This is a genomic window from Candidatus Avelusimicrobium aviculae (assembly GCF_949292495.1).
GTDB lineage: Bacteria > Elusimicrobiota > Elusimicrobia > Elusimicrobiales > Elusimicrobiaceae > Avelusimicrobium > Avelusimicrobium aviculae.
The window spans coordinates 38,352-62,529 of sequence record NZ_CASEZB010000011.1; the positions used below are offsets into that span (position 1 = coordinate 38,352).

The window sequence follows — 24,178 nt, forward strand, 5'->3', positions numbered from 1 at the left end:
AATTTCCCTAAACCTTATCCGGTAGATTGTATAAAAACGGCGCGCCTCACTTGCTGGTTGTATGGCGGCCTTTTAGCAAATTCTTAAATGAAAACACCCCGCGCTGTAACGCGGGGTGTTTGATTGCAAATATCTACCTTTACTATTGCAAATTCATCTTTACTGGGGCATTTCTTCCCGTACTTTATTAAATAAATTACTGGAAGTGGCGCGGGTTAAAAACGCTTCCCACTCTTCCGGGGACATTTCAAAATCATCCATTACTATGGAAGAAATCTCACGGGAAGATTCTTTCCCCATCGCTTTATTTTCTTTGATATATTCGCGTTCCAGCTCCACATAACGGCTGGCTACCGCATAATCAATATCTTCCTGCGTATAGGGAAAGTCTTCCTCCAGAGAAGCGGAAGCCTCTTGCTCCTCAGCCTCATCTTCTTGCGCGGCAGGGGCGGAATCCTTTTGCTGGGAAGAGGTGTCCTCTTTTTCAGCAGATTCCGCCGCCGGGGCGGAAATTACTTCTTGCGCGGAAGGAAGATCTTGCGGATTTAGATCCCCTGCAGGAATCAACATTTCTTCCTGTGCCGGGGGCACGGAAGGATTAATCTGCGGGTTTTCCACCGGGGGAGTATTAACCACCCGCCCAGCCAATAAATTAGAACAAGCGCTGGGGTTGACAATAAAATAAATACTCAAAATGATGAAAACCAAAACGGCAGCTTTAAGAAAAATTTTTACCATTGTACACTGCCTCCTATGCAAATAGAATACAATATTTTGGACTTTATTAAAAATTATTATTTTCTGCCGCACCCGCAGCCGCCGGCTCTCCTTGCAGAACCTGCACGCTTTGTACATATTGCGGATTGGCAAAAATTTGCCCCACCACCGCCGCGAACTGAGGGTTTTGCATATGCTTTTTTATCAACTGCTCCACTTCGGGGTATTTTTGCACCACGGCGGTTAAGCGCGGGCCGCTTAAAGCCTGCAGGCTTAACGCTTCCCCCTGGGTTAATTGGGCCAATTCCCGGTTGAAGGTTTGAAGTGCTGAATCGTTTTGATAATCAGAAAAGATGGATTGCAGCGTTAAATCCGCCTGTTGGGTTTCTTTTTCAGGGGAAAGGGGAATATCCCCCAGGAACACATCTTGCTGCATTTGCGGATTGTATGGAATAGGACGGGCGGCCGGCTCCGCCTGCGGCATCCCTAACGTAATGGGCACATTTTGAAAAGTAAAATCAGAAAAACTTTCTTCTTCTTTTTGCAATTTATATTTTTCATACGCGCGGTAGCCATTAATCACCCCTACTGAGGCAATTATGGCTGCCATCGCGCAAATATAAAACCAACTGGTTTTAGACATTACAACACTTCCACCAGTTCCACATTAAATACCAAAGTGGAATTGGGGGCAATCGGTCCTAAGGGGCGGTTGCCGTAAGCGGTGTCCGCCGGGCAGACAATTTTTGCTTTGGCGCCCGGTTTCATATATTGAATAGCTTTCGTCCAGCAGGGAACCACATCCGTCAGTTTAAACGTGGCGGCTTCCCCGCGGTCGTAAGAACTGTCAAATTTGGTGCCGTCAATCAACGTGCCTTCGTAATTGACTTTTACGGTAGAATCCGCCTTGGGGGATTTTCCTTTCCCTTTGCGGGAAAGTTTAATCATCGCCCCGTTATCTAAGGTTTTCACACCTTTTTCTTTTTTGAAATTATCCATATATTCCTGTTGGGCGGCCTGGCGCTTTTGGCTGATGATTTCCGCGTCTTTTTGATATTTTTCTATAATTTGGGGCTTATAGGCTTCCAATTCAGTTTGGGAAGATTTGTTTAACAAACTGTCACGCATCCCCTGGGAAAGGGCTTTATAGTCGTCTTCGTTATCCAAGATAAGCTGTTTCTTTAAATTATCCCCCAACAAAAAACCCAAGGAATACAACATTTTATTGCGTTCGGCCGGGTCTTGAGGCTGGGCAGCCTCCGCCGGGGCTTGTTGGTCCGAAGCCGGAAGTACCTGCGCCCCCTGCGGCGCATCCTGCGCCATTAATACCGCCGGAGTCAGTAATAAAGTTAAAGCAATTAATTTTTTCATTTTATTCTCCTATCTTATTTTTAAATATTCATACATACGTTGCGAAATCTGCTGGGAGGCCTTATCCCCCACGCCTTCCATACTGCGCCGCAGGGAATCCTGCCGGCGGGAAGTACCCGCCCGGTCCTGCACATGAAAACGGGCAAAAGTAACGCCCAACGTTTCGTCCACCATGCTTACAGATGCCCCGCTGGAGCACCACTCCAATCCTTTCACGCGGTCAGAAGAATAATCGTCCACCGTGGTTTCCACCAATACGGTTAAAGGGGCGTTTTCCTCATCGCTTTGCGCCACGCCCAACCCCAGTTGGTTTAAAGAATCGGTAATTTTGCTGAGCAACACAATATGCTGGGGGCCTTTGGTTTGGATAGACACTTTTACCGCTCCCATCGCGTTTTTTAACGCCTCTTTATATTGGGCAAACTCCGCCGAACGGTACCCTTCCTGCCCGGCGTTTATAAAAGCGTAAATATCTTGATACTCATTGCGCTGCGCCACCAAAGGCTGCATATTAAAGGCCAATTTCAGCGCGGCAAACGGTTCCGGCCCGGCAGAAAGGCTTTTGGCAAAACCGGCCAATTTTGCGTCCAGCGCGTCCATGGGCACAGCCAACATTTTTTGGGCGGTTTCCCGGTCCAACACGGCTAAAGCAAAATAATTTTTAGGGGAGGAATTTTTTTCCTTCCAAACTTTTTCCACCCGGGCATTAGCCAAAATATCCTCCAAAATTTGCGGATCGGACACTTCCGCCGCGTTTTCAAACGCTTTTCTCATATTGCTAAGCGCGTCAGCGGAGGCGGCTTCTTTGTCGCCCCCTTCCCCGGCTACCACATAATAGCGGGTTTGGTCAAATAAAGACATTTGGTAATTGACCGTATTTTTATTTATATGGGCACAGGCAGCCAACAACCCCGCCGCCAACACCATAAACCATTTTTTCATTTGTTTTCCCCTTTTATTTGGCCGTACGGTGGTGCAGGAATACCCTTTCCCCCGCGCGCACCCGCACCGGCCCAAAATTATGCTCCCCTATTATATTACCATATCCATCTTGAAACCAGAGCTTTATTTCATGCGTGCCGGGCGCAACAAATATCCGGGACAAACGCACCTCCGCTGGTAAAGTAAACCATTGGCGGGTGTCCGCCGTTTCCGTAAGCGCGCCCAACAAATTAACAAACATTCCGGCCAATTCCCCCACGGTATCATCTTGGGCGGCTTGGGCGGCGGCGTGGCGCGCCTGTACCACCGCCGTTTGCTTTATCACCGCCCGGGTAGCCAAACGAAACAGCATCGCCGGGGTGCGCTCCTGTAAATAATTTTTAGCTAAAACGGAGGTATCCTGCACTTTTTGCGTCGCTTGCGCGAAGACACCGTCCGCCGTTACAAAAGAACTCTTCGTTTGATAGGGCTGTTCCTCAAACACCGGAAAAGCCAGTGTAACGCTCCGGCCCGTAAGCCCGGCCATAACGGCGTTTTGCACTTGTGGGCTTACGCGCTCCCCCTCCACCGGAGAAGACGCCCACAAAAGCAGCTTATCCCACCCCACCTGCATTGTTTGGTTTTTTAGTAAAGGAAGTAATCCGTTATAATGAAAAATTAAAATTTCGCCCATTTGATCCGCATTGGCCGGGACGGGGAAATCCGGAACGGGCCAGCCGTTTTTTTGATAAGCATTCAACGCGTTTTGGCGGGAGATACGGGCATCATCACGCTGAGCTCCGCTTTCAAAAACCAAGCTGGAAAAATACTGCACAAAAGCGTCGTCATTATATCCGTTGGTTTTTGTACCGCGCAGCTGCGCCAAATAAAACACCGCTTTGCGCGCTTCCACCAGCGCCCCCTGCAAATCGTTTTGCTGCAAAAAATTCATCCCCCGGTAAAAAAAAGTGAGGGCTTTTTCATAAGGGGCGGCATAGTAGGGGGTGGTTAAATCATTAATCAAAAGCGTGCCCAAAGCCCCGGTAACGCTTTTGGCGTAAAGCTGCTCTATGATGTTCTGGGCAGTGGAGAGGGCTTCGTCGCTCTTGGCGGGTTGCTGGGCATCATGCAAAAGAGCCGCCTTGTCCAAAAAGTACAAAGCGGCGTCTTTCTCTTTATAAAGCTTATTTTTATTTTCTTCCAGCTGGGAAACCGCCGGAGTAAAATTTTGCGCGGCAACCAAACGGTTTATGTCTTTTTTATAACGCAAAAAAGGGCCGGCGCACGCCGAACAAAACAGAGCCAACCCAATTACAGCGGCCCGCACCCTCATATTTCTTACCAAGAAACTTTACTGCGTTTGACGTATTTTTTAATCTGTTTTTGACCGTTCCAAACAATTTGGTTGGTTTCCAGATTAATCAGTTTCATATTCACCTGGTAAAACACCAACGCGTTGCTGCCGGCCTGGTCTACCACGGAATTCAGGGTTCCGCTGAGCATAAAATCAGCCCCTATTTCTTTGCCAAACGCTTTGCGGGTCTCTTCAGAGGCAAATTCATCCTGTTCCAAACGCTCGGCGCGCACTTCTCCGCGTTCTTCTTTAGAAGCCACAAATTCCACCTTGCCGGAATTAATTAACGCGCGCTGTATTTCTTCCACAAACACGTCCGTATTGATATGCTCCATGCTGTTATTGGTTACCGTGCCCACAATTACTACGGGCTCTTTGCCCAGCTTAAGAAGCGTCTTATTATACCAACCGGCGTTTAAGCAGTCGTCAATCATCTCGGCGGCCACCATTTGGGCATCCGTATCGTTCCAGCCGCCGCTTACGTCTTTTATCAAATTCGTTTCCACCCGTTTCACGCTGGGCGCACAGCCAAAAGCCAATGCGCAAGCTAGTAAAACAAACATCCATTTTTTCATATTTTTTATCCTAAAATTAAATTATAAATCCAATTTCTCGCAAATTTTAGCTCCGGCTACGGACCGGGTTTCGTGGGAGCAATCCGCCTTTCCGCTGGCTACGTCCACCGTCAGCCATTTGGCGATATTATTATGCCGCGCGTAAATCAAACCGTCCTGCAAGTAAAAATCATAATACGCGCATTCCAGCGTATTTACGCCCTCTTTGGTCACTTGCGGGCAGGTGAGCGGGAGGCCGAAGTCCGTCCAGCTTTGAGCATACCGGCCGTCATGCTCGGCGGCGTAGTCCTTTTGCGCTTGGGCCAGACGGCAAGCCATTTCCAAAGCTTCTTTTGCGTGGGTAATCTCTTTATGTTTGGCATATTGCGGCCAGCCCAAGGCAAAGCCAAAACCAACGATAATTATCAACACAAAAACAATTCCGTGCGCCATTCCTTGTCGATTCATTAAATTCTCCTTTTTCTATATTATACCAACAAAACTAATCATACGGAAACAAATTGCGGTGTACCCCGCGCAAACGCGTAATATAAAAGAACTTTCCCCTCCGCCAACCTTTGTTAAGCGCCGGAGCTAAAATAATCAGGCTAACAGCCCCGATAACTAGTACCAGCCCCCAAGCCAAACCCTGTGTAAAAGGCTCATGAAACACCAACACTCCTATCAGCATGGCGGTAAGCGGTTCAAACGCTCCCAAAACGGAAGAAAAAGTGGACCCTATATTTTTAATGGCATACACCAAAGATAAGTTGGACAGCACCGTAGGAACCAACGCCAGTAGCAACAAATTAAGCTGGCCGCTCCCGCCCGGAACCGGCTGCAGCCCCCCCTGCCAAACGGCAAACAGTAAAAAAGTAACCGTATCAAACAAAAAGATATAAAAAGTAAGTTTTAACGCCCCCATGTGTTTCACGCAGGACTGGTTTACCCCCACAATATACAGCCCGTAAGACAGGGCGGACATCCTTTCTATCAGCACCCCTTTCACCTGTACGCCCTCAGAAGATCCGACCCCCGACAATAACGCCACCCCCGCCAAAGCCATTACAATGGCGGTGTAAGTAAAAAAGGAAGGCTTTTCCCCAAAAAACAAAGCCATTATCACCGCCACAAACACAGGATAAAGAAAAATAATGGTGGTAGCCGCCCCGCTGGGCAAATAATTATATCCCCAAAATAAAAACAGGGCGGAACCTGTATACAATACGCTCAGCCAAGCCAAGGTAAACAACTCTTTAGGAGTTACGGTAAAAGACTTGCGGGCTAAAAACAATATTCCGCCCAGCAAAACCGCCGCCAAAAAGAAGCGGTAAAACAAAATGGAAGGAAACCTCATCCCCCCCGCTATAATGGGCAGCGTAAAAAGCGGTATCATGCCGAAGGTGGAAGAAGTTAAAATGCCGCAAAAAATTCCTTTCCAATAGTGCATATAGGTATTGTATCTAAATAAAAGAGCGCAATAAAGAACGCGCGCGCCACAAAATACCCAGGCCCGGTTTTCACCGGGCCTGGGTGGCAATTAAATACTTTGCCGCACAAACGGGCAAAAAGACAACCGCCTATTTTTTAGCGTCTTCCTCTCCCACGCGGAATTTTTTAGACTCATAATGCGTATGCAGCAGCTTGTGCGCCACCGGCCCGCCTATTTTGTCTAAAATACGTCCATACAGCGCGGTAACCCCGCTGTTATCCTGGGATTTATAGGCCAGTTCCGTATCTTCCTGATACAACCCCTCCGCGCGCACTTTGCGCGGGGCCCAGCCGTCAAACTGGGGCTGGCCGGCGCCGGCCACGCAGCCGCCTTGGCAGGACATGACTTCAATAAAGTCATAATGGTCTTTGCCGGATTTAATATCTTCCAGCAGTTTGCGCGCATTTTTCAGCCCGCTTACCACCGCGGTGCGGATTTTAATGTCCCCAATGGTAACCGTTTTTTCTTTAAATACCTTCGGTTCGCGCAGGCTGGTAAATTTTACGCTGCGGGCGTTGGCCGGGTCCAGCTCGGCCACGGCGTAGCGCAAGGCGGCTTCCATTACCCCGCCGGAAGCGCCAAATATCACCCCGGCTCCCGTTTTAGTGCCAAAGGGCATATCAAACCATTCGTTTTCCAGATTTACAAAATCTATACCGGCTTCTTTAATCATACGGGCCAAAGCGACGGTAGTGACCACATAATCGGTATCGGGGTTGCCGTCTACATAAAACTCCCCACGTTTGGCTTCGGACTTTTTGGCCGAGCACGGCATCACCGCCACCACCACCAAGTCCTCCCTTTTCCCGCCGCGGTCTTCAAAATCCGCCTTTAAAATGGGGCCCATCATTTGCATGGGGGAACGCGCCGTGGACAGATTGGGAATAAACTCCGGGGCGAATTTTTCCACATAATTTACCCACGCCGGGCAACAGCTGGTAAACTGCGGCAAATTGGCACCTTTTTTAAAGCGTTCCAAAAATTCGGTGGCCTCTTCCACAATGGTTAAGTCCGCCGCAAAAGCGGTATCATACACATAATCAAACCCCAACATGCGCAGGGCCGCCGCTATTTTCCCATCTACGTTCTGCCCCTGGGGCAGACCGAAAATTTCGCCCAACCCCACACGCACAGCGGGCGCGATATGCACGGCTACCTTTTTGGCCGGGTTATTGATGGCTTTAAACACTTCTTCAATTTCAGAAGAATTGGGCATTAAAGCCCCCGTGGGGCATACCCGCGCGCACTGGCCGCAGGATACGCATTCGTGGCTTTGGCCCAGCTCTTTATTAAACGCGGTGGCTATTTTGGAGCGGAACCCGCGGAAAGCAAAATCAATAGCGCCAATTCCCTGCACCTCGTTGCAAATGCGCACGCAGTTGCCGCATAAAATGCATTTGCTGTGGTCACGCACTAAAGCGGGGGAGGTGGCGTCTTTATGGCTGTCTAACTTTTTGGATTTAAAGCGTATTTCCGTTACGTCCAAATCTTTAGCCAGCTTTTGCAGTTTGCAGTTGTTGGATTTGCTGCAAAGGGTGCAGTCGTGATTGCCGGAAGAAAGCAAAAGTTCCAAATTAATGCGGCGCAATTTGCGGATTTCATCGCTGTTTACGCGCACTTTCATACCGTCCTTCGGGGCTACCGTGCAGGAAGCCACAATGCCCATTCCTTCCACTTCCACCAAGCACAGGCGGCAGGCCCCATAGGCGGCCAGCTCCGGGTGGTAGCAGAACGTAACAATATTAAAATGCGCCTTGCGGACGAGCTCCAGCAGGTTTTTCTCTCCCTCTATGGGGACTCTCTTGCCTTCAATGATAACAAATTGCTCTTTTTCCATAATCTATGCTCCGTGGTTATGCGCCTACAATCACCGCGCCAAATTTACAGGTGGCCTTGCAGCCGCCGCATTTAATGCATTTTTTAGGGTCAATGTGATGGGGTTTGCCCACTTCGCCCGAAATAGCCTGCACCGGGCACGCCCGCTTGCACATACCGCAGCCTTTGCATTTATCAGCCACAATTTCAAACCGGGCCAACGCTTTGCAAACCCCGGCCGGGCAGCGTTTTTCAACCACATGGGCTAAATATTCATCTCTAAAATGTTTCAGCGTAGAAAGCACCGGGTTGGGCGCCGTTTTGCCTAACGCGCATAAGGAAGATTTTTGAACGGCTTTGGCTAAATCCTCCAAATTTTCCAAGGTTTTTAACGTTGCCCTGCCTTCTACAATATCATTCAGCATGGTAAGCATTTGTTCCGTACCTTCCCGGCAGGGAACGCATTTGCCGCAGGATTCCCGTTGGGTAAATTCCAAAAAGAAACGGGCTACGTTTACCATGCAGGTTTTGTCATTCATGACTACCAGCCCGCCGGAACCCACCATGGCGCCGGCTGATTTAAGGGAATCAAAATCAAGAGGCAGGTCCAAATGTTCACGGGTTAAACACCCGCCGGAAGGCCCGCCGATTTGGGCCGCTTTAAAAGCGTCTTTATTCACCGTGCCGTCATCATTGGTTGTACCGCCGGCAACGTCGTCAATTACTTGGCGCAGGGTGGTGCCCATAGGCACTTCCACCAGCCCCGTATTGGCAATATGCCCCGTAACGGCAAATGTTTTGGTGCCCGGGCTGCCCAAGGTTCCAATTTTGCGGAACTTTTCCGCCCCCATTTCCAGCACTTTGGGTACGGTGGCTAACGTTTCCACATTGTTAATTACCGTAGGTTTTCCGAACAAACCGCTTTGGCTGGGGAAAGGCGGTTTTATTTTGGGCATACCGCGCTTGCCTTCCACTGAGGCGATAAGAGCGGTCTCTTCCCCGCACACAAAGGCGCCGGCCCCTTCCATCACGTTAATTTTAAAATCTTTTCCGGAACCAAAAATATTTTTACCTAACAGGCCCAATTTTTCCGCCTGTTCTATGGCTTTGCGGATACGGGCAATAGCCAGCGGATATTCCATACGCACGTATACGTACCCCTCATCGGCCCCAATGGCGCGCGCGGCAATCATCATGCCCTCCAATACGGCGTTGGGATTGCCTTCCATGACGCTGCGGTCCATAAAAGCGCCGGGGTCGCCCTCGTCGGCGTTGCAAATGACGTATTTTTTAGGTCCGGGCTCCACGCGGGTTAAATCCCACTTTTTACCGGTGGGGAAACCCCCGCCGCCGCGCCCGCGCAAGCCGGAGGATATCATTTCCCGGCAGACTTCTTCGTCCGTCATTTGGGTATAGGCGCGTTTGGCCTGGGCATAACCGCCGTGGGCGATGTATTCGTTAATGTCTTCCGGGTTGATGCGGCCGCAGTCATGCAGCAAAATGCGTTCCTGCTTGGCGTAAAAAGGAATTTCCGCCACGGTTTTGGCTTTTTGGTCATTGGCGGGGTTATGGTATAACAAACGGTCTATCACTTCCCCTTTTAAAAGGGTTTTCTCAACAATTTCGGGCACGTCTTCCGGTTTTACTTTGGTATAAAAGATATCCCCCACGCTGACCAACGGCCCCTGCGCGCAAAAGCCGCGGCAGCCGCTCATGCTGAGGTAATTTTCATGGCAGTCTTTGGTAATTTGCAGGCAAAAACCAATATGATGTTTTTCCATTTCTTTTTGGAAGGCTTCATATACTTTTAACGAGCCGCCCGCAATACAGCCCGTACCGCCGCAAATAACCACGCGGCCGGTTATTTTTTTGTACGCCTCGTTATAATCTTTTGCAATTTGTTCAATGGTTTTATTTGGCATTTTGCGCCTCCTGTTTGATTACAGCGTCCAGCAGTTCCACCGCTTTGGCCGGGGTTACCTGTCCGTGTACTACGTCATCAATCACCATAACGGGCGCCAGCCCGCAGGCCCCCAGGCAGGAAACGCATTCCAACGTAAACAACATATCTTCCGTGGTATCTTGCCCCTCTTTAAGCTTTAATTTGTCTTTTACTGTATTGATTAAAAAAGAAGACCCTTTCACATGGCAGGCGGTGCCGTTGCACACTTTTACAATATGTTTGCCTTTGGGCGTGATGGCAAAATGCGCAAAAAACGTGGCCACGCCGAACACCTTGGCGGGAGAAATTTCCAACTCATCGGCAATAAAGCGCATGATATCTTCCGGAAGGTAACGGTAGGCATCTTGCACTTTCTGTAAAATGGGAATTAGTTTAGACGGATCATAATCATACTCTTTAAGTATGTTTGCGGCAGGGGTGAAATGCTCTGTCATACAAATAGTCTCCTTAGAACGACAAAACTGCTTTTGTTTAATGCCAACAGAAAAGACTGAACAACCCGCATGCGGGCAGCATACGGGGACCAACAAATAAAACCTCTTAATTCTAATTATAACCAGTTAGCGCCGGACTGTCAACGAAAGCCCGACGGGGAAACAATCAGCGTTTCCACCCGTGCAGTTCTTTCCAGAAGTAATAATTTTTTAAACCGTTCAAAAGCGTTAAACACCCCGTGGCGTCCACCGGAAAACCGCCGTCATGGGTAGATAACATGCCGTCAAAACCCAAATCATACAGTTCCCGGGCGCGGACTTCGTCCTCCCCATAAGCGGAAAGCGCAATCACCGTCGTGGTGGAATTATTCTGGCGCAATTCGGAAACCAACGCGTAGCCGCCGCCGTCTTTCATTACCAGGTCCGTAATAATCAAATCAAAAGTTTTTCCGGCGGCCAAATCTCTTTGAATGTCTTGCAGGCGAAAGTACACAAACAAATCCGTCCCCTCCGGAAAAAGCCCCTTGCGATACCAAGACATAAGCGCCCCGCCTATATATGTCCGGTCATTAATAAAAGCGATACGCATATGAGCGGGAATATGAGCGGCCAAGGCTTTGGCGCGGGAAACATCCCTAAAAGAACCCAACCAGCGGGAACTTTTTAAACGCGGACGGGAATTATCTTTTCCGTACAAAAAAAACTCTTTTTTGACAAAAGTTCTGTCTTCCCGGCGCAAATAGCTGGGTGGCTGCAGTGTTTGAGCCGGAGAGAACGGGTTGAGCACCTGGCGCGCATCCAACAAATAATTCCTGGCCTCATTCAGCGGGCCGTCATGAAAAACCAACGCGGCCCGGGCCAGTTTTTCTTCCACCTTGAAAATGCGCGTATCTAAAGCAGCCAACTGGGCCGGGAGCAAATCATCTTTCTGCGTTTGTATATAAAAGAGATGAATATCTAAATCTTTTTTTAGTTCTGCAAATTGGCGCATGGCCTCATAATAATATTGCTTGGCCCGGCGTTTTTGCACTTCATTTAGCGGAAAAATAAATGTTGCCAGTTTGTCCGGCGGGGTGGGCTCAAAAGAAACACTAGGCTGTTTCTGCCTTTTCTCCCAGGAGCTGACCGCCCGGTTAAGCAATATTTTCTCAAAGGCTTCCTGTTGTGCAACAGCCGTTTTTTGCGCGGCTTTTACAGCCCGTTTCTCCGTCTGTTTTAGCGCCTGTTTCACCTGATTCGGCTGCGCGCCCGCAGGCGGCACCGCCGTCATTAAGCCGGCGCCTAAAAACAATAATAGAACAATATGTTGTTTGGGCATATATGGTTAATAGTCTTAATAAGGCCAATGGTGCAAATCGCGATAGTGAAAATAATTTTTAATCTTTTGGGCTAAAAAGAGCATATCCCCATTTCGGCTGCCCAAATAAGCGTTGACGCTTATCATCCCATCCATGCCGGCGGAATATAACCATTGGGCCGTATGGATATCTTCTTCATATTGCGTTAAAGCAATAACAGGCACCTTGGCCCCGCTTTGACGAAGCTCCGCCGCTATCATGGGGCCGCCGCCTCCGGGAACCAAGACATCACTTAAAATTAAATCAAATGTTTTTCCGAATTTTAAATCCCGCTGTAAATTTTTGGCGCTGGAATAAAAGAACCATCGCGCACGAGAACCAAAACCGCCGTCTTGATACCATCGTTCCAACACGGCCAAAAGCGTTTGGTCATCACTTAAAACGGCCACCTGCTTTAACGGCAGGCTTTCCATTATTTTTTTAGTGCGGCTAAAAGCAAATAAGGCTCCGTCCCCCGCGCGCACCTGGGGAAACAGCGCAAAACGGGAAGGATCCGCCAAATAAAATTCTTTCTCATTAAACACGCGGTTGCCGCGAGGCCATTCTTGATGGCCGAAAATATTTTGGAAGGTCGGATCCACCATACCGGCGACTTTATTCAAATAATCCAAGGCGGCTATCAGCGCCTGATCTTTACGAAAGGGCCCTGCTTTTAAACTTAAAATACGAATGGAAAAATTCCCCATCTTTCTAAAAATTTCTTCTTTTTCTAATGGCAAAAAAGGGCTGCTTTCTCCCGGCATGAACTGATAAAACAAGCGCACGTCCATTTCTTTTTTAAAGGCGGAAAATTCTTCCATTACTTGGTAATACCGGGCTAGCAGCACCTTTGACTGCATAGCATCTAACCCCGGGAAAAAGACCCTCAAATCTTCCTGCGGAGTGGGGGAAATTTTACGGAACATTGCGCTTTCACGCAGCGCGTGCATCCTGCGCGCCCCCGGAGATAAAACCGCCGCCTTTTTTGCCGCCGGTGCAACCGCTTTTTTTACCGCGCCGGCCGCTTGGGGCAGCTTGCCTTGGGCCCATACAGTTCCCGCTTCCAACAGTACAAAAAATAGAAATATACTAAACTTTCTCATAACTCCTTAACGCATCCAGTGATGTAAATCCCGATAGTAAAAATAATTTTTCAAAGCTTTTGGGGCATTACGGTAACCATAGCCGTCTGAATTAATATACCCGTCAAAACCTATTTCAAACAAATCTTTTCCTTTAACGGTATCTTCTTTGTATCCGCTCAAACCAATCACCGGGATATTAATATTATTTTCTCTTAATTTATTCACCAACAGCATACCGCTGCCGTTAGGCATGGAAATATCGCTAAAAATAACGTCGTACGTGGCGCCTTTTTTCAGGCTGTCTCCCAATTTATAAATACTGTCAAAAGTAGTTATTTCAGCCCCTTTCCCGAAACCGCCCCAGCGGCCGAAATTTTCCATAGCAGATAAAATTTCCGGCAAATCATTCACTACGGCAATTTTCAGCCCGGCCGGAAGAGTGGGAACCTCTTCCTGCGGGGAAACCAGCATAAATTCTTGCTTATTATATATCCGGTCTTTACGCAGGTAAACAGGCATTTTTTCCAAAATGCCGGTCAGCCCGGGCTGTAATTCTATCAAGCGCTGGGTTAAATATTTAGTAGCTAAGTACAAGGGCACATCTTCCGGGAAATAATACAAAGATAAAAATTTAAGACGCACGCGCATATCCCCCGCCGCCTCGGTCATCTCTATCCGCTCGCGAGAAGGCATGTAAGTCGGTTCTATTCCGTCCGCCTTAAAATAAAACATCTTTACATCTAAAAATTTCTTAAGTTTTGCAAACTCCTGCATACGTTGATAATAAGTCTTGCGGGCCGCCTGCGGAGACATAATATCAAATTTAATTCCGCCGCCATTGCGGGAAATGCGCGCGGCGGTCTCTTCAGAAGATAACATGGAAGCCATTAATTGCTGTTCAGAACTGGGGGCAATATTAGGAGGCATAACTTCATACGTCTTTTTTAACAAAGTTTCTCCTAACCCTTGTATGCCTTCCGGCAATTTACCGGAAATAACAGCATCTGCGTCTGTGCGGTCTCTCTCCATCATTTTTTTTAATTCCTTTTCAGAATAAGTTAACTTAGCCCGGTTGATTACCCGCACTTGAAACGTTCCCGCGACAGAAGGCAATTTTTCACCGGCGCTTTTTTCAATCAAACGCACCAGCCCTCCGCTTTTGCTTTGCGCAAAGGCCGGCAGGGTAAAAATTAGAAATCCGCACGACAACATACACCCTTGAAATAATTTCTTATTCATAAGTAGGCTCTCCAGTTAGGTTTATATTTATAATTTAGCCAGAATCACACGCTTGGGCAAGGGTCCTTGGACCCATTTCTCCATAGGTCCAACAGCCTAAAAATGCCCCGGGCCTAAACCCGAGGCATAAACACTCTGCTTAAAAACTAAAAAAATAACGGAAAAATTTGTTATAACACAGCACAAAGCAATATAAAGTAAGCGCCCATTAACCACAACCCGGTTGGAACCGCCACTTTGGCCCATTCCCGGCTTTTAATGCCCAATTTTTCCGCAGCCACGATATTGGGCAAATTCCCCTGCACCAACATACTGCCGCAGGCCGCAAAGCCAATAACCATATAAATCAAATCTTTAATGCCGATATCCGGCACAATCTCTATGGCGGCCAAAGTGGCGTTGTCTATAATAACGGAAACAGTATTGGCCAAAAACAAAATTTTACCACCCAAATGAGCTATGGTGCTTTGGGCCAACGGCCTAAGCCCTGCGCTAATCAGATTCAGCGCCGCCACAAACATATATACATGCAGCGTACGTTTAAGCATGGAAACATACGTTTCTTTGTCTTCCCGGATATGCATTTGCATCGTGGTTCCGGCCTCCCGCACGCAATATCCGGCGGCTACCGCCAAAGCGGCAATGGCGGGAACTATCCACCAAAAGAAATGCCTGGTTAAGAAGAAAAAATCCGCATGGTGGGGCGGACCGGCAAGCGCATTATTAATAATTAAGCTTAAAGGCTCCGCCAGCGGGGTAAGCACCGCGCCCAGCCCAATGGCGTAACAGGCAAAAACCGTTACTTTTACCGTGGTATTTCTTTCTAACGCCACCACTTTTAACACCTCGGCCAATACCAGGGCCGCCACCGTAACACTGACTAAGCTGGAGCATATCCCCAATATAAATACCAAAAACGCAAAGCTAAACTGCGGTTCCACCCGCTTAAAAAAAGCAAACAATACCCGGAAAATATAGCGGGAATAATTGCCGAATATGACGCTGACCACCAACACAATAAACGCCACATTAACCGGCGCGTTTAATGTTTCATATATAAACTGAATACTCCACCCGCCGCTGATGGTAACCGCCAAGGCTCCCACAAAAAGCAAAAAGATTTCCAAATGGCTTTCCACCCATTTGGACGTTAACGGCCATACCAAAAGGTTAATTACCACAACAGCCAATAAAATATTTACCAAAAGAGAAGCATCCATATATTTATTTTACTAAAATACAACGGAGAAATTTAACCATGAGTTATAAACGTATTTAGTACAATAAATTTATCAAATAATTAAGGAGAAAATAAAATGATAAAAAGAATGTGTGTTTTGCTTTTTGCGCTATGCGCGGCCGCCTCTGCTTTTGCCGCTGACACCTGCAACTGTGAAAAAGGCGATTTGGTCTGCGCCAGCGCCTGCACCCGCAGTAAACTAAACAGCGCCAAGCAGTCCGCCGCAGACAAAGTATCCGCCGTTAAACAGGCCGCCAAAGATAAAAAAGCCGCCGTAAAAGACAGCCAGAAAAATAATGCCAACGCAGCAAAAGACGCCAAAACGGCGCTGAATGAAAAGAAAGAATCCGCCCAAGCCAAACTGGACGAAATTAAACAAGCCGCCAAAGATAAACAAACCGCCGCCAAGCAAGCCTCTAAAGACAAAAAAGCTCAAGCCAAACAAAACAAAGAAAACGCCAAGTCCAAATTGGACGCCATTAAAAATCAGGCCAAAACCGAAGCCAATGCTTGGAAATCTTTAGGAAAGAGCAAATAATCTAACCGGTCAAATAAAAACGGCCCCGCCTAACACAAAGCGGGGCCGTTTTTCCAAGCAATCAAAATTATTAAATAATAATTAAACGCAAAGCCATAATCACCAGCAGCAACCCGGCAATAAACTCAAAGCGTTTGCTGGTAATAATTTTGGAATTTTGCCGCCCTAAATGAAACCCCAGCAGCGTAAAACCAAACGTAATGGCCATTAAGATTAAAATTTGCGGGAACCAGCCTTTTTGCATGGTATCGGCGGCAAACCCCACCAGAAAGGCGTTTAACCCAAACAAGGCGGATACTTTCACCAACTTGCGGTTATTATTTACTTCTTCTTCCGTAAAGCTAGGGGATTTTTCTACCGATTCCAACATAAATTTAATCCCAAGCAGCAATATAAAGGCAAACGCCACCCAATTTTGGGCAAGGTAAATCCAGTCATTAAATATAATGGCGCTGATTAAATACCCCAAACCAAAAAGTAACGCATTGAAAGCGGAAAAAAACACAGCCAATTTAATGGAAAAAATATTCTTTACATCCGTCTTCATCTTTAGAGAAGACATATTGGCCGAAACCATATTATCCACACAAATGCACAGAAAAATAATTGTAATTGCGATAATGCCCATATATTCTCCTTGCCTTTAAGTAAGTTGCCAAATTCTACCAAATGCCCAGGCCTCCCAGCAAGAGTTTAAGCCCAATAAAAACCAAAGCCACGCCCCCCAATGCTTCCATTATTTTACCAAACCTCCGCCCCAGCTGAGCCCCCAGCCAAAACCCACAACAGCTGGTAACCGTCACACATGCGGCCAAAGCCGCCGCGGTAAGCCCAAACGGAGCCGGCGTGAAAGACAGCCCCACACCCGCCAGCAAAGCATCCAAACTGGTGGCTATGGACAAAGCAAGAATGGTTTTAGAAGTATTTAAACTACAAAGATTAGAGGCAGCTGCGCTTTCTGCCCGCTCAAAAGAGCCTTTTATCATCCGCCCGCCAATAAAGGCCAACACGGCAAAGGCAATCCAGTGGTCAAACCGGTCTATGTGCTTGCCCAATTGCGCCCCGCATAGCCAGCCGGAAGAAAACATAATAAAATGAGCCAGCGCGAAGGAAAAACTAACCCCCAATACCGTACGTACGCGCAGGCGGCAATGCTCCGCGCAGCCGGCGGCAATGGTTACCGCAAAGTTATCCATAGAAAGGCTCAACGCCACCAGCAGGCTAGACCATATTTGCATATACATTATCATAACATTTTTTATAAGATAAAAAGGAATAAGGGAGCTCACACTTTATGGAAACATTAAAAGAACTGTATAAAATAGGAACCGGCCCTTCCAGCAGCCACACCATGGGCCCCCGCAAAGCGGCGGACGCTTTTAACCGCAACAACCCGCAGGCCAGCTCTTTTAGGGCCACGCTGTACGGCTCTTTGGCCGCCACGGGCAAAGGCCACTTGACCGATTTTACCGTAAAAGAAGCTTTCTACCCCAAACCGGTGGAAATTGTATGGGAAGAAAAAACATTTCTTCCCCGCCACCCCAACGCCATGAAGCTGGAAGCGTTAGACCAAGCCGGCCACGTAACGGCACAGCAAACCATTTACAGCGTAGGCGGCGGGGCCATACGCACCGATGAAGATTTTGACAAAGAGCCCAAGCAAATCTATCCGCATAAATCCATGAACGAAATTCTGCAGTACACTTCTGAAAAACGCATGCTTTTATGGGAATACGTGGAAGAATTTGAGGGCACGGAAATTTGGGGCTATTTAGACACGGTTTGGAAAGCCATGCAGGACACTATGGCCCGCGGGCTGGAAAAACGCGGCGTACTGCCCGGCTCTTTAAATTTGGAACGCAAAGCCCGCCGGTATTTATATAAGGCGGAAAGTTCCCCCCAATACCTAAGAAGGATGAATAACTTGTTTTCCTACGCGCTGGCGTGCTCGGAAGAAAACGCAGCCGGCGGCATTGTGGTTACCGCCCCCACCTGCGGTTCCTGCGGGGTGCTTCCGGCCGTATTGCGCCTTGTCAAAGAAATTTGTGAATTTGAAGACATTACCATTTTGCACGCGCTGGCTACCGCCAGCCTGTTTGGCAATATGGCAAAAATGAACGCTTCCATCTCTGGGGCGGAAGTAGGCTGCCAAGGGGAAGTGGGCGTGGCCTGCGCCATGGCGGCCGCCGCCACCTGCCAGCTGGAAGGAGGCGACAACAAACGCATAGAATACGCCGCGGAAATGGGGTTGGAACACCACCTGGGCCTCACTTGCGACCCGGTGGAAGGGCTTGTGCAAATACCCTGTATAGAACGCAATGCGCTGGCCGCCTCCCGCGCGCTGGACTGCGCCACCTATTCTTTAATGTCAGACGGCCATAACCGCGTTTCTTATGATGATGTTCTTATCACCATGATGCAAACCGGCCTGGATATGGATACCGATTACCGCGAAACCGCGCACGGCGGCTTAGCCAAACTATTCCAACGGTTTAAAAACCGTTAAGGAGGAACCATGAACACGCTGGAAGTTATTTCTAAACGGCGCAGCATACGCCAATACAAACCGGGGGAAATTTCTCAACAGAAAATAGAAATTTTATTAAAGGCGGCCATGTCCGCCCCTACCGCCCGCAACTGCCAAGAATGGGAATTTGTAGTGGTGCGGGATAAAAATATGTTCAAAAAAATGATGGAAATACACCCCTACGCCCGCATGCTGGAACATGCGGACTGCGCCATCATCGTTTGCGGCAACACCCAGCGAGAGCACGCTCCCGGCTATTGGCTGGCGGACTGCGGCGCGGCTACCCAAAACATTTTACTGGCCGCCACGGAATTGGGCATTGGCAGCGTGTGGCTGGGCGTATACCCCAATCAGGAACGTATGGACGGTTTAAGCCGCCTGTTAAAACTTCCCGAGTATGTAAAACCTTTAAATATTATTTCTTTGGGCTTGCCGGCTGAACACCCGGCCGAAGTGGACCGCTTTGACCCGGCTAAAGTACATTACGAATTATGGTAAAAAAAACAATTTACGCTGGCACCTTTCTATGCCTGCTGGGCATCGCCCTTGGGGGATGCAGCCAACAAAAAGAAATAAGCCAAACGCCAAAACCGAAGGCTGAATTTTCACCCATATGCGAAGCGTTAATAGCCAATGCGGATAAAGAAGCCCTGCGCGCGGCTTATACCCCCTTGCTTGCCAAGCAGGAACTGCTGGCGTTAGTGGATGAAAAATACAGCCTGCCGCAAGACTATATCCCGCAAGACTTAGTGGGGCAAGGCAAAATCCGCCTGCGTGCGGAAACCTATCAATGGATGAAAACCATGCAAGAAGCCGCTAAAAAAGACGGGATTAATCTTTTTCCCATATCGGCCTACCGCTCCTATGCCTATCAACAGGGATTAAAAGAGCGAACAAAAAACCCCGCCTATGTGGCTTCTCCCGGGCATTCCCAACACCAATTAGGCACGGCTATTGATTTTAATACCGTCAACACCAAAGATGAAAACATCCCCGCGCTGCAATGGCTTAAAAAACACGCCGGGAAATATGGTTTTAGTTTATCTTTTCCCAAGGGAAAAGAAGCGGAAACCGGCTATCCTTACGAAGCCTGGCATTACCGCTACATTTCTAAAGAAGGCGTAGCTTTGCAAGATGGTTTTTTTGGCGGGAACCAACACAAAATGTTATTATTTTTAAACTCCTGCCTTTGGACGCCAGAAAAAACATTGGGACGCATAGAACCGGAAGACGCAACGACACATATTCAAGATAAAAAATAAGGCAATTTACAGTCCGGCGGTACACTTGGTATCACATATCCTAAGACAGCAAGTATATAGCGGCTGGACTTTCGCCTTATTAAAATAGTAAAATAAGGATATAGTTTAGGTTTTCCTTCCTAAACATTCCCGATTTATGGTGGATGTAGCTCAGCTGGTTAGAGCGCCGGTCTGTGGAACCGGAGGTCGCGGGTTCAAATCTCGTCATCCACCCCAATAATTTCTGCTACAACTTTTAGATGCGCTTTGAGCGCTTTTATCGTCGTAGATTTCCAAACAGCCCTTATTTAAAAGGGCTGTTTTTTTATCCCTTTCCGCCTCTTTGGCCTCTGTTTGAGCCAGATGCTTGGCTTCATAAATGGCCTTAAACGGCTCTTTATACTCCACCACAATTTGATTATCTTGCGTAAGCAGGAACTTGGCCCCCACCGCACGCAATAAGTCCGCCTTACCGTAATTATCCGCTTCCCGGTAGCACTTTTTAAGCCCGAACAACATAGCCAGCCCCTGCACAGCCCGCTGGGCCCCTTCGGCACTGCCCGTACATCGGGCGAGTTCCCCCTCAATGCGCTCCCGTTCTTCCTGTAATTGGCGGTTTTTGGCCTGATAGGCCGCATCGGTTATTTTACGGTCCAAATACATATCCAGCAAGGCTTCTATACGGCCATTTGCGCGCTCCAGTTCCTTTTGCAATATCTGCTTAGTACCTGCATTAATTTGGTTTGCACGTAAACCTTTCTGTTTAAGCCCCTTACAAAGCACCTCTACCACTTCTTTGGGCAGTTCAATGTCTTGTATAGTATCTGCCAATTGTTCGGCCAAGCGGGCTTCCGTCAAATACCCGCTCTTTTTATGGTCTTTATTGTAATGCGCACACCGATAATACAAATACTTATGCTTGGCTTTGGCCCCCAATATATAATGCCCGCAATGTTCGCACGTGATTAAGCGGTTAAAGGGATAATTGTGCCGTGTATCATAGCGGTGAGCCTTGGCGGCCAGGGCTTCTTGGGTTTTATCCCATACGGCTTTGCTAACAAGCGGCGTATGCGTCCCTTGGTAAAGCTTTTTACCCCACTTAAACACACCATAATAAAAGGGAGAATGGAGCATTTTGGAGATACTTTTTAACGAGACGCGATTCCCCCTGCTTTTGGTTCTAAGTCCTTTACCATAAAAGATTTCTTCCAACTCTTCCAAAGAATACTTCCCTGTAGAGGCATATTCAAACAGTTCCGTCACCAGAGGGGCATTAACCGGGTCCGCTTCAATAATGGACTCTTTCTCTTTAGTCGTTACGTTTATATACCCCAACGGCGCATTGCCTGGATAAATACCCTGTTCGGCCTTTTCCACCATACCCATACGGGTTTTATAGGCAATGTCGTTAGATAACTTTTTGGAAGCCGCTACTTCCACATCCATCATAAATTCCTTATTGGAATCCAGCGTCTGCTCATTTAACAACTGGTTAGTTCGGGAAAAATGAATACTTTTGTGGTATTCGCGGATTAAACGGATTACCCGTATTTTGTCGGCATCGTTACGGGTCATACGGTCTACCACGTCAAATATCACGTGTTTTACGCTGTCATTACGCTTTACAAAGTCCAGCATGGCGCTAAACTCCTTGCGTTCTTTCTTGCCCCAGGCAGATTCCTGTACTTTCCACATTTTTACTATCTGTAAATTGTTACGCTGAGCATACGAACGGGCCAACTTCTCCTGGGCGTCCAGGGAGTATCCGTCTTCCTGCTTAATGCTGGAAACACGCAAAAAGATGACGGCTTTTTCTTGAAATTGATTTTCTTTATTTACCATACGGCACTTCCTTATCTTGTAAAAGTTGTTTAATCTGATATACCTGTAATTTTTGGGGTCTGGCGTGGCCATTTAACCACCTGTTGACCGATACAAAGGATACGCCCAATTTACGGGCTAAATCCTGCTGTGTAATACGATGTTTCAATCTGTATTCTTCTAGTTGAATGATTATATTATCCATATATCTATATATCCCTTTATAAAACTTTATAGCAGCTAAGCTTATCATCCTAGGAGAAAGATGTAAAGCCCTCCTTTTGAGGGGCTCCCTGCACCTTTCTGACTACTTCTTCCAGTTCCAAGAAAGAATTAATAATACTTTCCACTTCCTCTAAACTTAAAGGGCGCTGAAAATATTGCTCCAATACGAGCCTGCTTTCTTCCAAATAGGCCTCGTCAAATGCTCTGAGTGAGATATTATAAGCGTCCATAACTGCCCCACCCCGCTGGATATTTTCCGCTCTGTACGTCTACAGATTCCGCCACATCCCAATTATTACCCAATACACAAGATGCAAATATGTCATTTACATACTTACCCCGCTTGCTATTATAGGCCACTGCCTCATTATTCCCTTCGTTTTTATCAATACTACCTTTCATTTCCTTCAACATTTATATCACCTTAATTTCATAAGATGCACGGTTCTAAAACCGGGAACCCTTTATTGGGGTTCATATAATGGGTAAGTGTAAACCATTTTCAATTTGTATAGCGGATTATAAAGGGAACAATTGTAGTAATTTAGTTTTTGGGGGCTTATTGGAGCGTTTCAGCCTCAAAATAAACATTTTTAGGAGTTTTTATCCATCGTTTGCTGTCACAGGCGTAAAATTACCCTATTCCTTTTGTGGAAATAGGGCGAAGATATAGAGCCGATAAATGGCTTATTTTAGACCTTCACTGATAGAGCGCCTAAATGAGAGCAGTATTCCCAGTATTTCGCGCTTTTTACCCATTAAGCACACTATATAGTGAGCTAATATGTTATGTTATATAGGAGAACATCGAAGCCTTTAATTAGGAGAATATTATGAAGAAGGTGCTTTTTATTGCTTTTAGTCTATGTATAGTAGCAGGGTGTGCCACCTCATATAAAGCCGCTAAAAAACCAACGGCTAATGGCTATTTTTCAGTCCAATTACAAGAAGGGTTATTTAATGTTTCTTTCAAAGGCAACGAAGACACAAGCGTAAAGGTGGTAAAAGACTATGCTTTATTAAGAAGTGCTGAAGTTTGTTTAGAAAATGGGTATAAATCTTTCTCCATTGTGGATTCGCGGGATGTGTCTATAACTGAAGATTTCTTTGTAAATGGATATGGTGGATCCTCTACACAACCACACATAGATTTGACTATTCAATGCTCCCCAGACAACGATTTATTATATCAGGCGGCACAAATTCAGCAAAATATTAGAGAAATATATGATATTAAGGAATAAAAATTCTCAAAATTTTCCAGAAAAATTTTGGACTGAACTTTTTATTCCAAAATCCCAAAATTTATTTTTGTGATGTTATCTTCCGCTCTTAGTGGCTTCCGTCCGCCGTCCTTATTTTTGGCAAGCGAAAAATAGCGGACATTTTAGCAGTTCGCCTATATCCACGATTACAGATAGATGAATGTAATTCAGAATTCCCTACTCATTATATAGAAGTGTTAGGAATCTATTTGGGAAAGAAATTGAAATAAATTAGACAATTCTTTAATCAGTTCCTTAAAATACCGATCTATCCTTAGAAGAAATACGCGTCTATGCACAATATTCTCATAAGGATGTTCATTATTAAGACTAAAGGGGCAAAAATGCAATATTTTAGATGTCAATTTATAAAAATAGATGTATTCTTCTGCTAAATTCACATCTTTGGCCATTTTACACATAGCTGGCAGTTTGCATGGTTTGGGATACTTTTTCTGTAATTCACGCAATTCCTGTTCTTTATAAAAGCCAATTATTCCTTGTAAAACAGGAAATAACACTAAATCTGCTTTCACTCTTGCTTTTTGGCCTTCTAAGTACTCTTTTCGGTCCCATTCGCAGAATCCTACAACTTGTTCAAATAAATCGTGTTTTTGGATATATTTAAATGTAATAACACATTCCAAAAGACGTCTCCCCTGTAGAAAGATTGAATCAATGTCCGATTTTTCATCTAACACCTTTAAATCACGAAGATATTCAGACACAAAAAAGCCAAAAGCATGTTTATATACCAGATCCGGCCTGTCGTCGGGATTTGGCACTCTAAAATTTTTGAACTTTTCGTGTAATTCCACCAGTTTTAGATGATCGTCTTTCAGAGCAAGGGCATACATAGCATCTAATTGTTGGGAAGAAGCATTGCTCCTTTTCATAATTCTTTTTTAGATAAACAATAGGACTCTAACTCTTAATAAACTTCTATCAAAATTTCCCAAATATCACCCTCACATATACTGATTAGACAATCTTACATTCCTATTTTTAATATGAGGGATGATAACTTTCTTTAATAAAT

The 24,178-nt window shown here is 46.6% G+C and carries 27 protein-coding genes and 1 tRNA gene; 6 read left to right on the forward strand and 22 right to left on the reverse strand.

What is annotated here, in order from left to right; translation table 11 throughout:
• Positions 1-159 precede the first annotated feature (159 nt).
• From ACQY33_RS02540 to ACQY33_RS02610, 15 genes are all read right to left on the reverse strand, one after another.
• On the reverse strand, positions 160-738 hold the full coding sequence (locus ACQY33_RS02540; RefSeq protein ID WP_428073616.1) for a hypothetical protein: 579 nt from the start codon (positions 736-738) through the stop codon (positions 160-162).
• Between the two features lie 46 nt (positions 739-784).
• The gene (locus ACQY33_RS02545) at positions 785-1,360 is read right to left on the reverse strand and encodes a hypothetical protein (protein WP_428073618.1); all 576 of its coding nucleotides are present in this window, start codon (positions 1,358-1,360) and stop codon (positions 785-787) included.
• A complete protein-coding gene (locus tag ACQY33_RS02550) occupies positions 1,360-2,088 on the reverse strand; it encodes an FKBP-type peptidyl-prolyl cis-trans isomerase (protein ID WP_428073620.1) in 729 nt (242 codons plus the stop codon). The genes ACQY33_RS02545 and ACQY33_RS02550 overlap by 1 nt, the downstream gene beginning before the upstream one ends.
• 9 nt (positions 2,089-2,097) lie before the next feature.
• On the reverse strand, positions 2,098-3,030 hold the full coding sequence (locus ACQY33_RS02555; protein ID WP_428073622.1) for a hypothetical protein: 933 nt from the start codon (positions 3,028-3,030) through the stop codon (positions 2,098-2,100).
• A gap of 13 nt (positions 3,031-3,043) precedes the next feature.
• Complete coding sequence (locus ACQY33_RS02560) at positions 3,044-4,342, reverse strand: hypothetical protein (protein ID WP_428073624.1); 1,299 nt, start codon at positions 4,340-4,342, stop codon at positions 3,044-3,046.
• A 5-nt stretch (positions 4,343-4,347) separates the two neighbouring features.
• Positions 4,348-4,938, reverse strand: a complete 591-nt coding sequence (gene lpoB, locus ACQY33_RS02565) for a penicillin-binding protein activator LpoB (protein WP_428073626.1) — start codon at positions 4,936-4,938, stop codon at positions 4,348-4,350.
• Between the two features lie 21 nt (positions 4,939-4,959).
• On the reverse strand, positions 4,960-5,385 hold the full coding sequence (locus ACQY33_RS02570) for a hypothetical protein (RefSeq protein ID WP_428073628.1): 426 nt from the start codon (positions 5,383-5,385) through the stop codon (positions 4,960-4,962).
• A gap of 34 nt (positions 5,386-5,419) precedes the next feature.
• Positions 5,420-6,367, reverse strand: coding sequence for a DMT family transporter (locus tag ACQY33_RS02575; protein WP_428073630.1), 948 nt, complete (start codon positions 6,365-6,367; stop codon positions 5,420-5,422).
• Between the two features lie 130 nt (positions 6,368-6,497).
• On the reverse strand, positions 6,498-8,246 hold the full coding sequence (locus tag ACQY33_RS02580; RefSeq protein ID WP_428073632.1) for a [FeFe] hydrogenase, group A: 1,749 nt from the start codon (positions 8,244-8,246) through the stop codon (positions 6,498-6,500).
• Positions 8,247-8,262: 16 nt separating this feature from the next.
• Positions 8,263-10,146: an NADH-ubiquinone oxidoreductase-F iron-sulfur binding region domain-containing protein gene (locus tag ACQY33_RS02585; protein WP_428073634.1), complete on the reverse strand. Its 1,884-nt coding sequence runs from the start codon at positions 10,144-10,146 to the stop codon at positions 8,263-8,265.
• A complete protein-coding gene (locus ACQY33_RS02590; RefSeq protein WP_428073636.1) occupies positions 10,136-10,621 on the reverse strand; it encodes an NAD(P)H-dependent oxidoreductase subunit E in 486 nt (161 codons plus the stop codon). Before ACQY33_RS02590 ends, ACQY33_RS02585 begins: the two co-directional genes overlap by 11 nt.
• Before the next feature lie 166 nt (positions 10,622-10,787).
• Positions 10,788-11,939 (reverse strand): response regulator, encoded by a 1,152-nt coding sequence (locus tag ACQY33_RS02595; RefSeq protein ID WP_428073638.1) that lies wholly within the window; start codon positions 11,937-11,939, stop codon positions 10,788-10,790.
• 15 nt (positions 11,940-11,954) lie between these two features.
• Positions 11,955-13,061 (reverse strand): response regulator, encoded by a 1,107-nt coding sequence (locus ACQY33_RS02600; protein ID WP_428073640.1) that lies wholly within the window; start codon positions 13,059-13,061, stop codon positions 11,955-11,957.
• Between the two features lie 6 nt (positions 13,062-13,067).
• A complete protein-coding gene (locus ACQY33_RS02605; RefSeq protein WP_428073642.1) occupies positions 13,068-14,282 on the reverse strand; it encodes a response regulator in 1,215 nt (404 codons plus the stop codon).
• A gap of 170 nt (positions 14,283-14,452) precedes the next feature.
• Positions 14,453-15,502, reverse strand: a complete 1,050-nt coding sequence (locus tag ACQY33_RS02610; RefSeq protein WP_428073644.1) for a DUF1646 family protein — start codon at positions 15,500-15,502, stop codon at positions 14,453-14,455.
• Positions 15,503-15,598: 96 nt separating this feature from the next.
• Between ACQY33_RS02610 and ACQY33_RS02615 the strand changes: the two genes are divergently transcribed.
• Entirely contained in the window at positions 15,599-16,060 is a 462-nt protein-coding gene (locus ACQY33_RS02615; protein ID WP_428073646.1) for a hypothetical protein, read from the forward strand.
• A 70-nt stretch (positions 16,061-16,130) separates the two neighbouring features.
• Here the strand turns inward: ACQY33_RS02615 and ACQY33_RS02620 are convergent, their stop codons facing one another.
• Positions 16,131-16,688, reverse strand: a complete 558-nt coding sequence (locus ACQY33_RS02620) for a manganese efflux pump MntP family protein (RefSeq protein ID WP_428073648.1) — start codon at positions 16,686-16,688, stop codon at positions 16,131-16,133.
• 34 nt (positions 16,689-16,722) lie between these two features.
• On the reverse strand, positions 16,723-17,298 hold the full coding sequence (locus ACQY33_RS02625; RefSeq protein WP_428073650.1) for a manganese efflux pump MntP family protein: 576 nt from the start codon (positions 17,296-17,298) through the stop codon (positions 16,723-16,725).
• A gap of 56 nt (positions 17,299-17,354) precedes the next feature.
• Here ACQY33_RS02625 and ACQY33_RS02630 point away from each other — a divergent pair, with 56 nt between their 5' ends.
• The 4 genes from ACQY33_RS02630 to ACQY33_RS02645 all read left to right on the forward strand — a co-directional run bounded on the left by ACQY33_RS02630 (position 17,355) and on the right by ACQY33_RS02645 (position 20,065).
• Positions 17,355-18,566, forward strand: a complete 1,212-nt coding sequence (locus ACQY33_RS02630) for an L-serine ammonia-lyase (protein WP_428073652.1) — start codon at positions 17,355-17,357, stop codon at positions 18,564-18,566.
• Positions 18,567-18,575: 9 nt separating this feature from the next.
• Entirely contained in the window at positions 18,576-19,085 is a 510-nt protein-coding gene (locus ACQY33_RS02635; RefSeq protein WP_428073655.1) for a nitroreductase family protein, read from the forward strand.
• Positions 19,079-19,849, forward strand: a complete 771-nt coding sequence (locus ACQY33_RS02640; RefSeq protein WP_428073657.1) for a M15 family metallopeptidase — start codon at positions 19,079-19,081, stop codon at positions 19,847-19,849. Before ACQY33_RS02635 ends, ACQY33_RS02640 begins: the two co-directional genes overlap by 7 nt.
• A gap of 139 nt (positions 19,850-19,988) precedes the next feature.
• Positions 19,989-20,065 (forward strand) — tRNA-His (locus ACQY33_RS02645).
• Here the strand turns inward: ACQY33_RS02645 and ACQY33_RS02650 are convergent.
• The 4 genes from ACQY33_RS02650 to ACQY33_RS02665 are packed head-to-tail and all read right to left on the reverse strand — an operon-like array spanning position 20,054 to position 22,288.
• Entirely contained in the window at positions 20,054-21,670 is a 1,617-nt protein-coding gene (locus ACQY33_RS02650) for a recombinase family protein (protein WP_428073659.1), read from the reverse strand. The genes ACQY33_RS02645 and ACQY33_RS02650 overlap by 12 nt on opposite strands.
• Complete coding sequence (locus tag ACQY33_RS02655) at positions 21,660-21,902, reverse strand: helix-turn-helix transcriptional regulator (RefSeq protein WP_428073661.1); 243 nt, start codon at positions 21,900-21,902, stop codon at positions 21,660-21,662. Before ACQY33_RS02655 ends, ACQY33_RS02650 begins: the two co-directional genes overlap by 11 nt.
• Before the next feature lies 1 nt (position 21,903).
• A complete protein-coding gene (locus ACQY33_RS02660; protein WP_428073663.1) occupies positions 21,904-22,104 on the reverse strand; it encodes a hypothetical protein in 201 nt (66 codons plus the stop codon).
• Positions 22,091-22,288, reverse strand: coding sequence for a hypothetical protein (locus ACQY33_RS02665; RefSeq protein ID WP_428073665.1), 198 nt, complete (start codon positions 22,286-22,288; stop codon positions 22,091-22,093). The genes ACQY33_RS02660 and ACQY33_RS02665 overlap by 14 nt, the downstream gene beginning before the upstream one ends.
• Positions 22,289-22,707: 419 nt before the next feature.
• Between ACQY33_RS02665 and ACQY33_RS02670 the strand changes: the two genes are divergently transcribed.
• Positions 22,708-23,118 (forward strand): CC0125/CC1285 family lipoprotein, encoded by a 411-nt coding sequence (locus tag ACQY33_RS02670; protein ID WP_428073667.1) that lies wholly within the window; start codon positions 22,708-22,710, stop codon positions 23,116-23,118.
• A 218-nt stretch (positions 23,119-23,336) separates the two neighbouring features.
• Here ACQY33_RS02670 and ACQY33_RS02675 read toward each other — a convergent pair whose 3' ends face one another.
• A complete protein-coding gene (locus ACQY33_RS02675; protein WP_428073669.1) occupies positions 23,337-24,035 on the reverse strand; it encodes a DUF5677 domain-containing protein in 699 nt (232 codons plus the stop codon).
• Between the last annotated feature and the right edge of the window lie 143 nt (positions 24,036-24,178).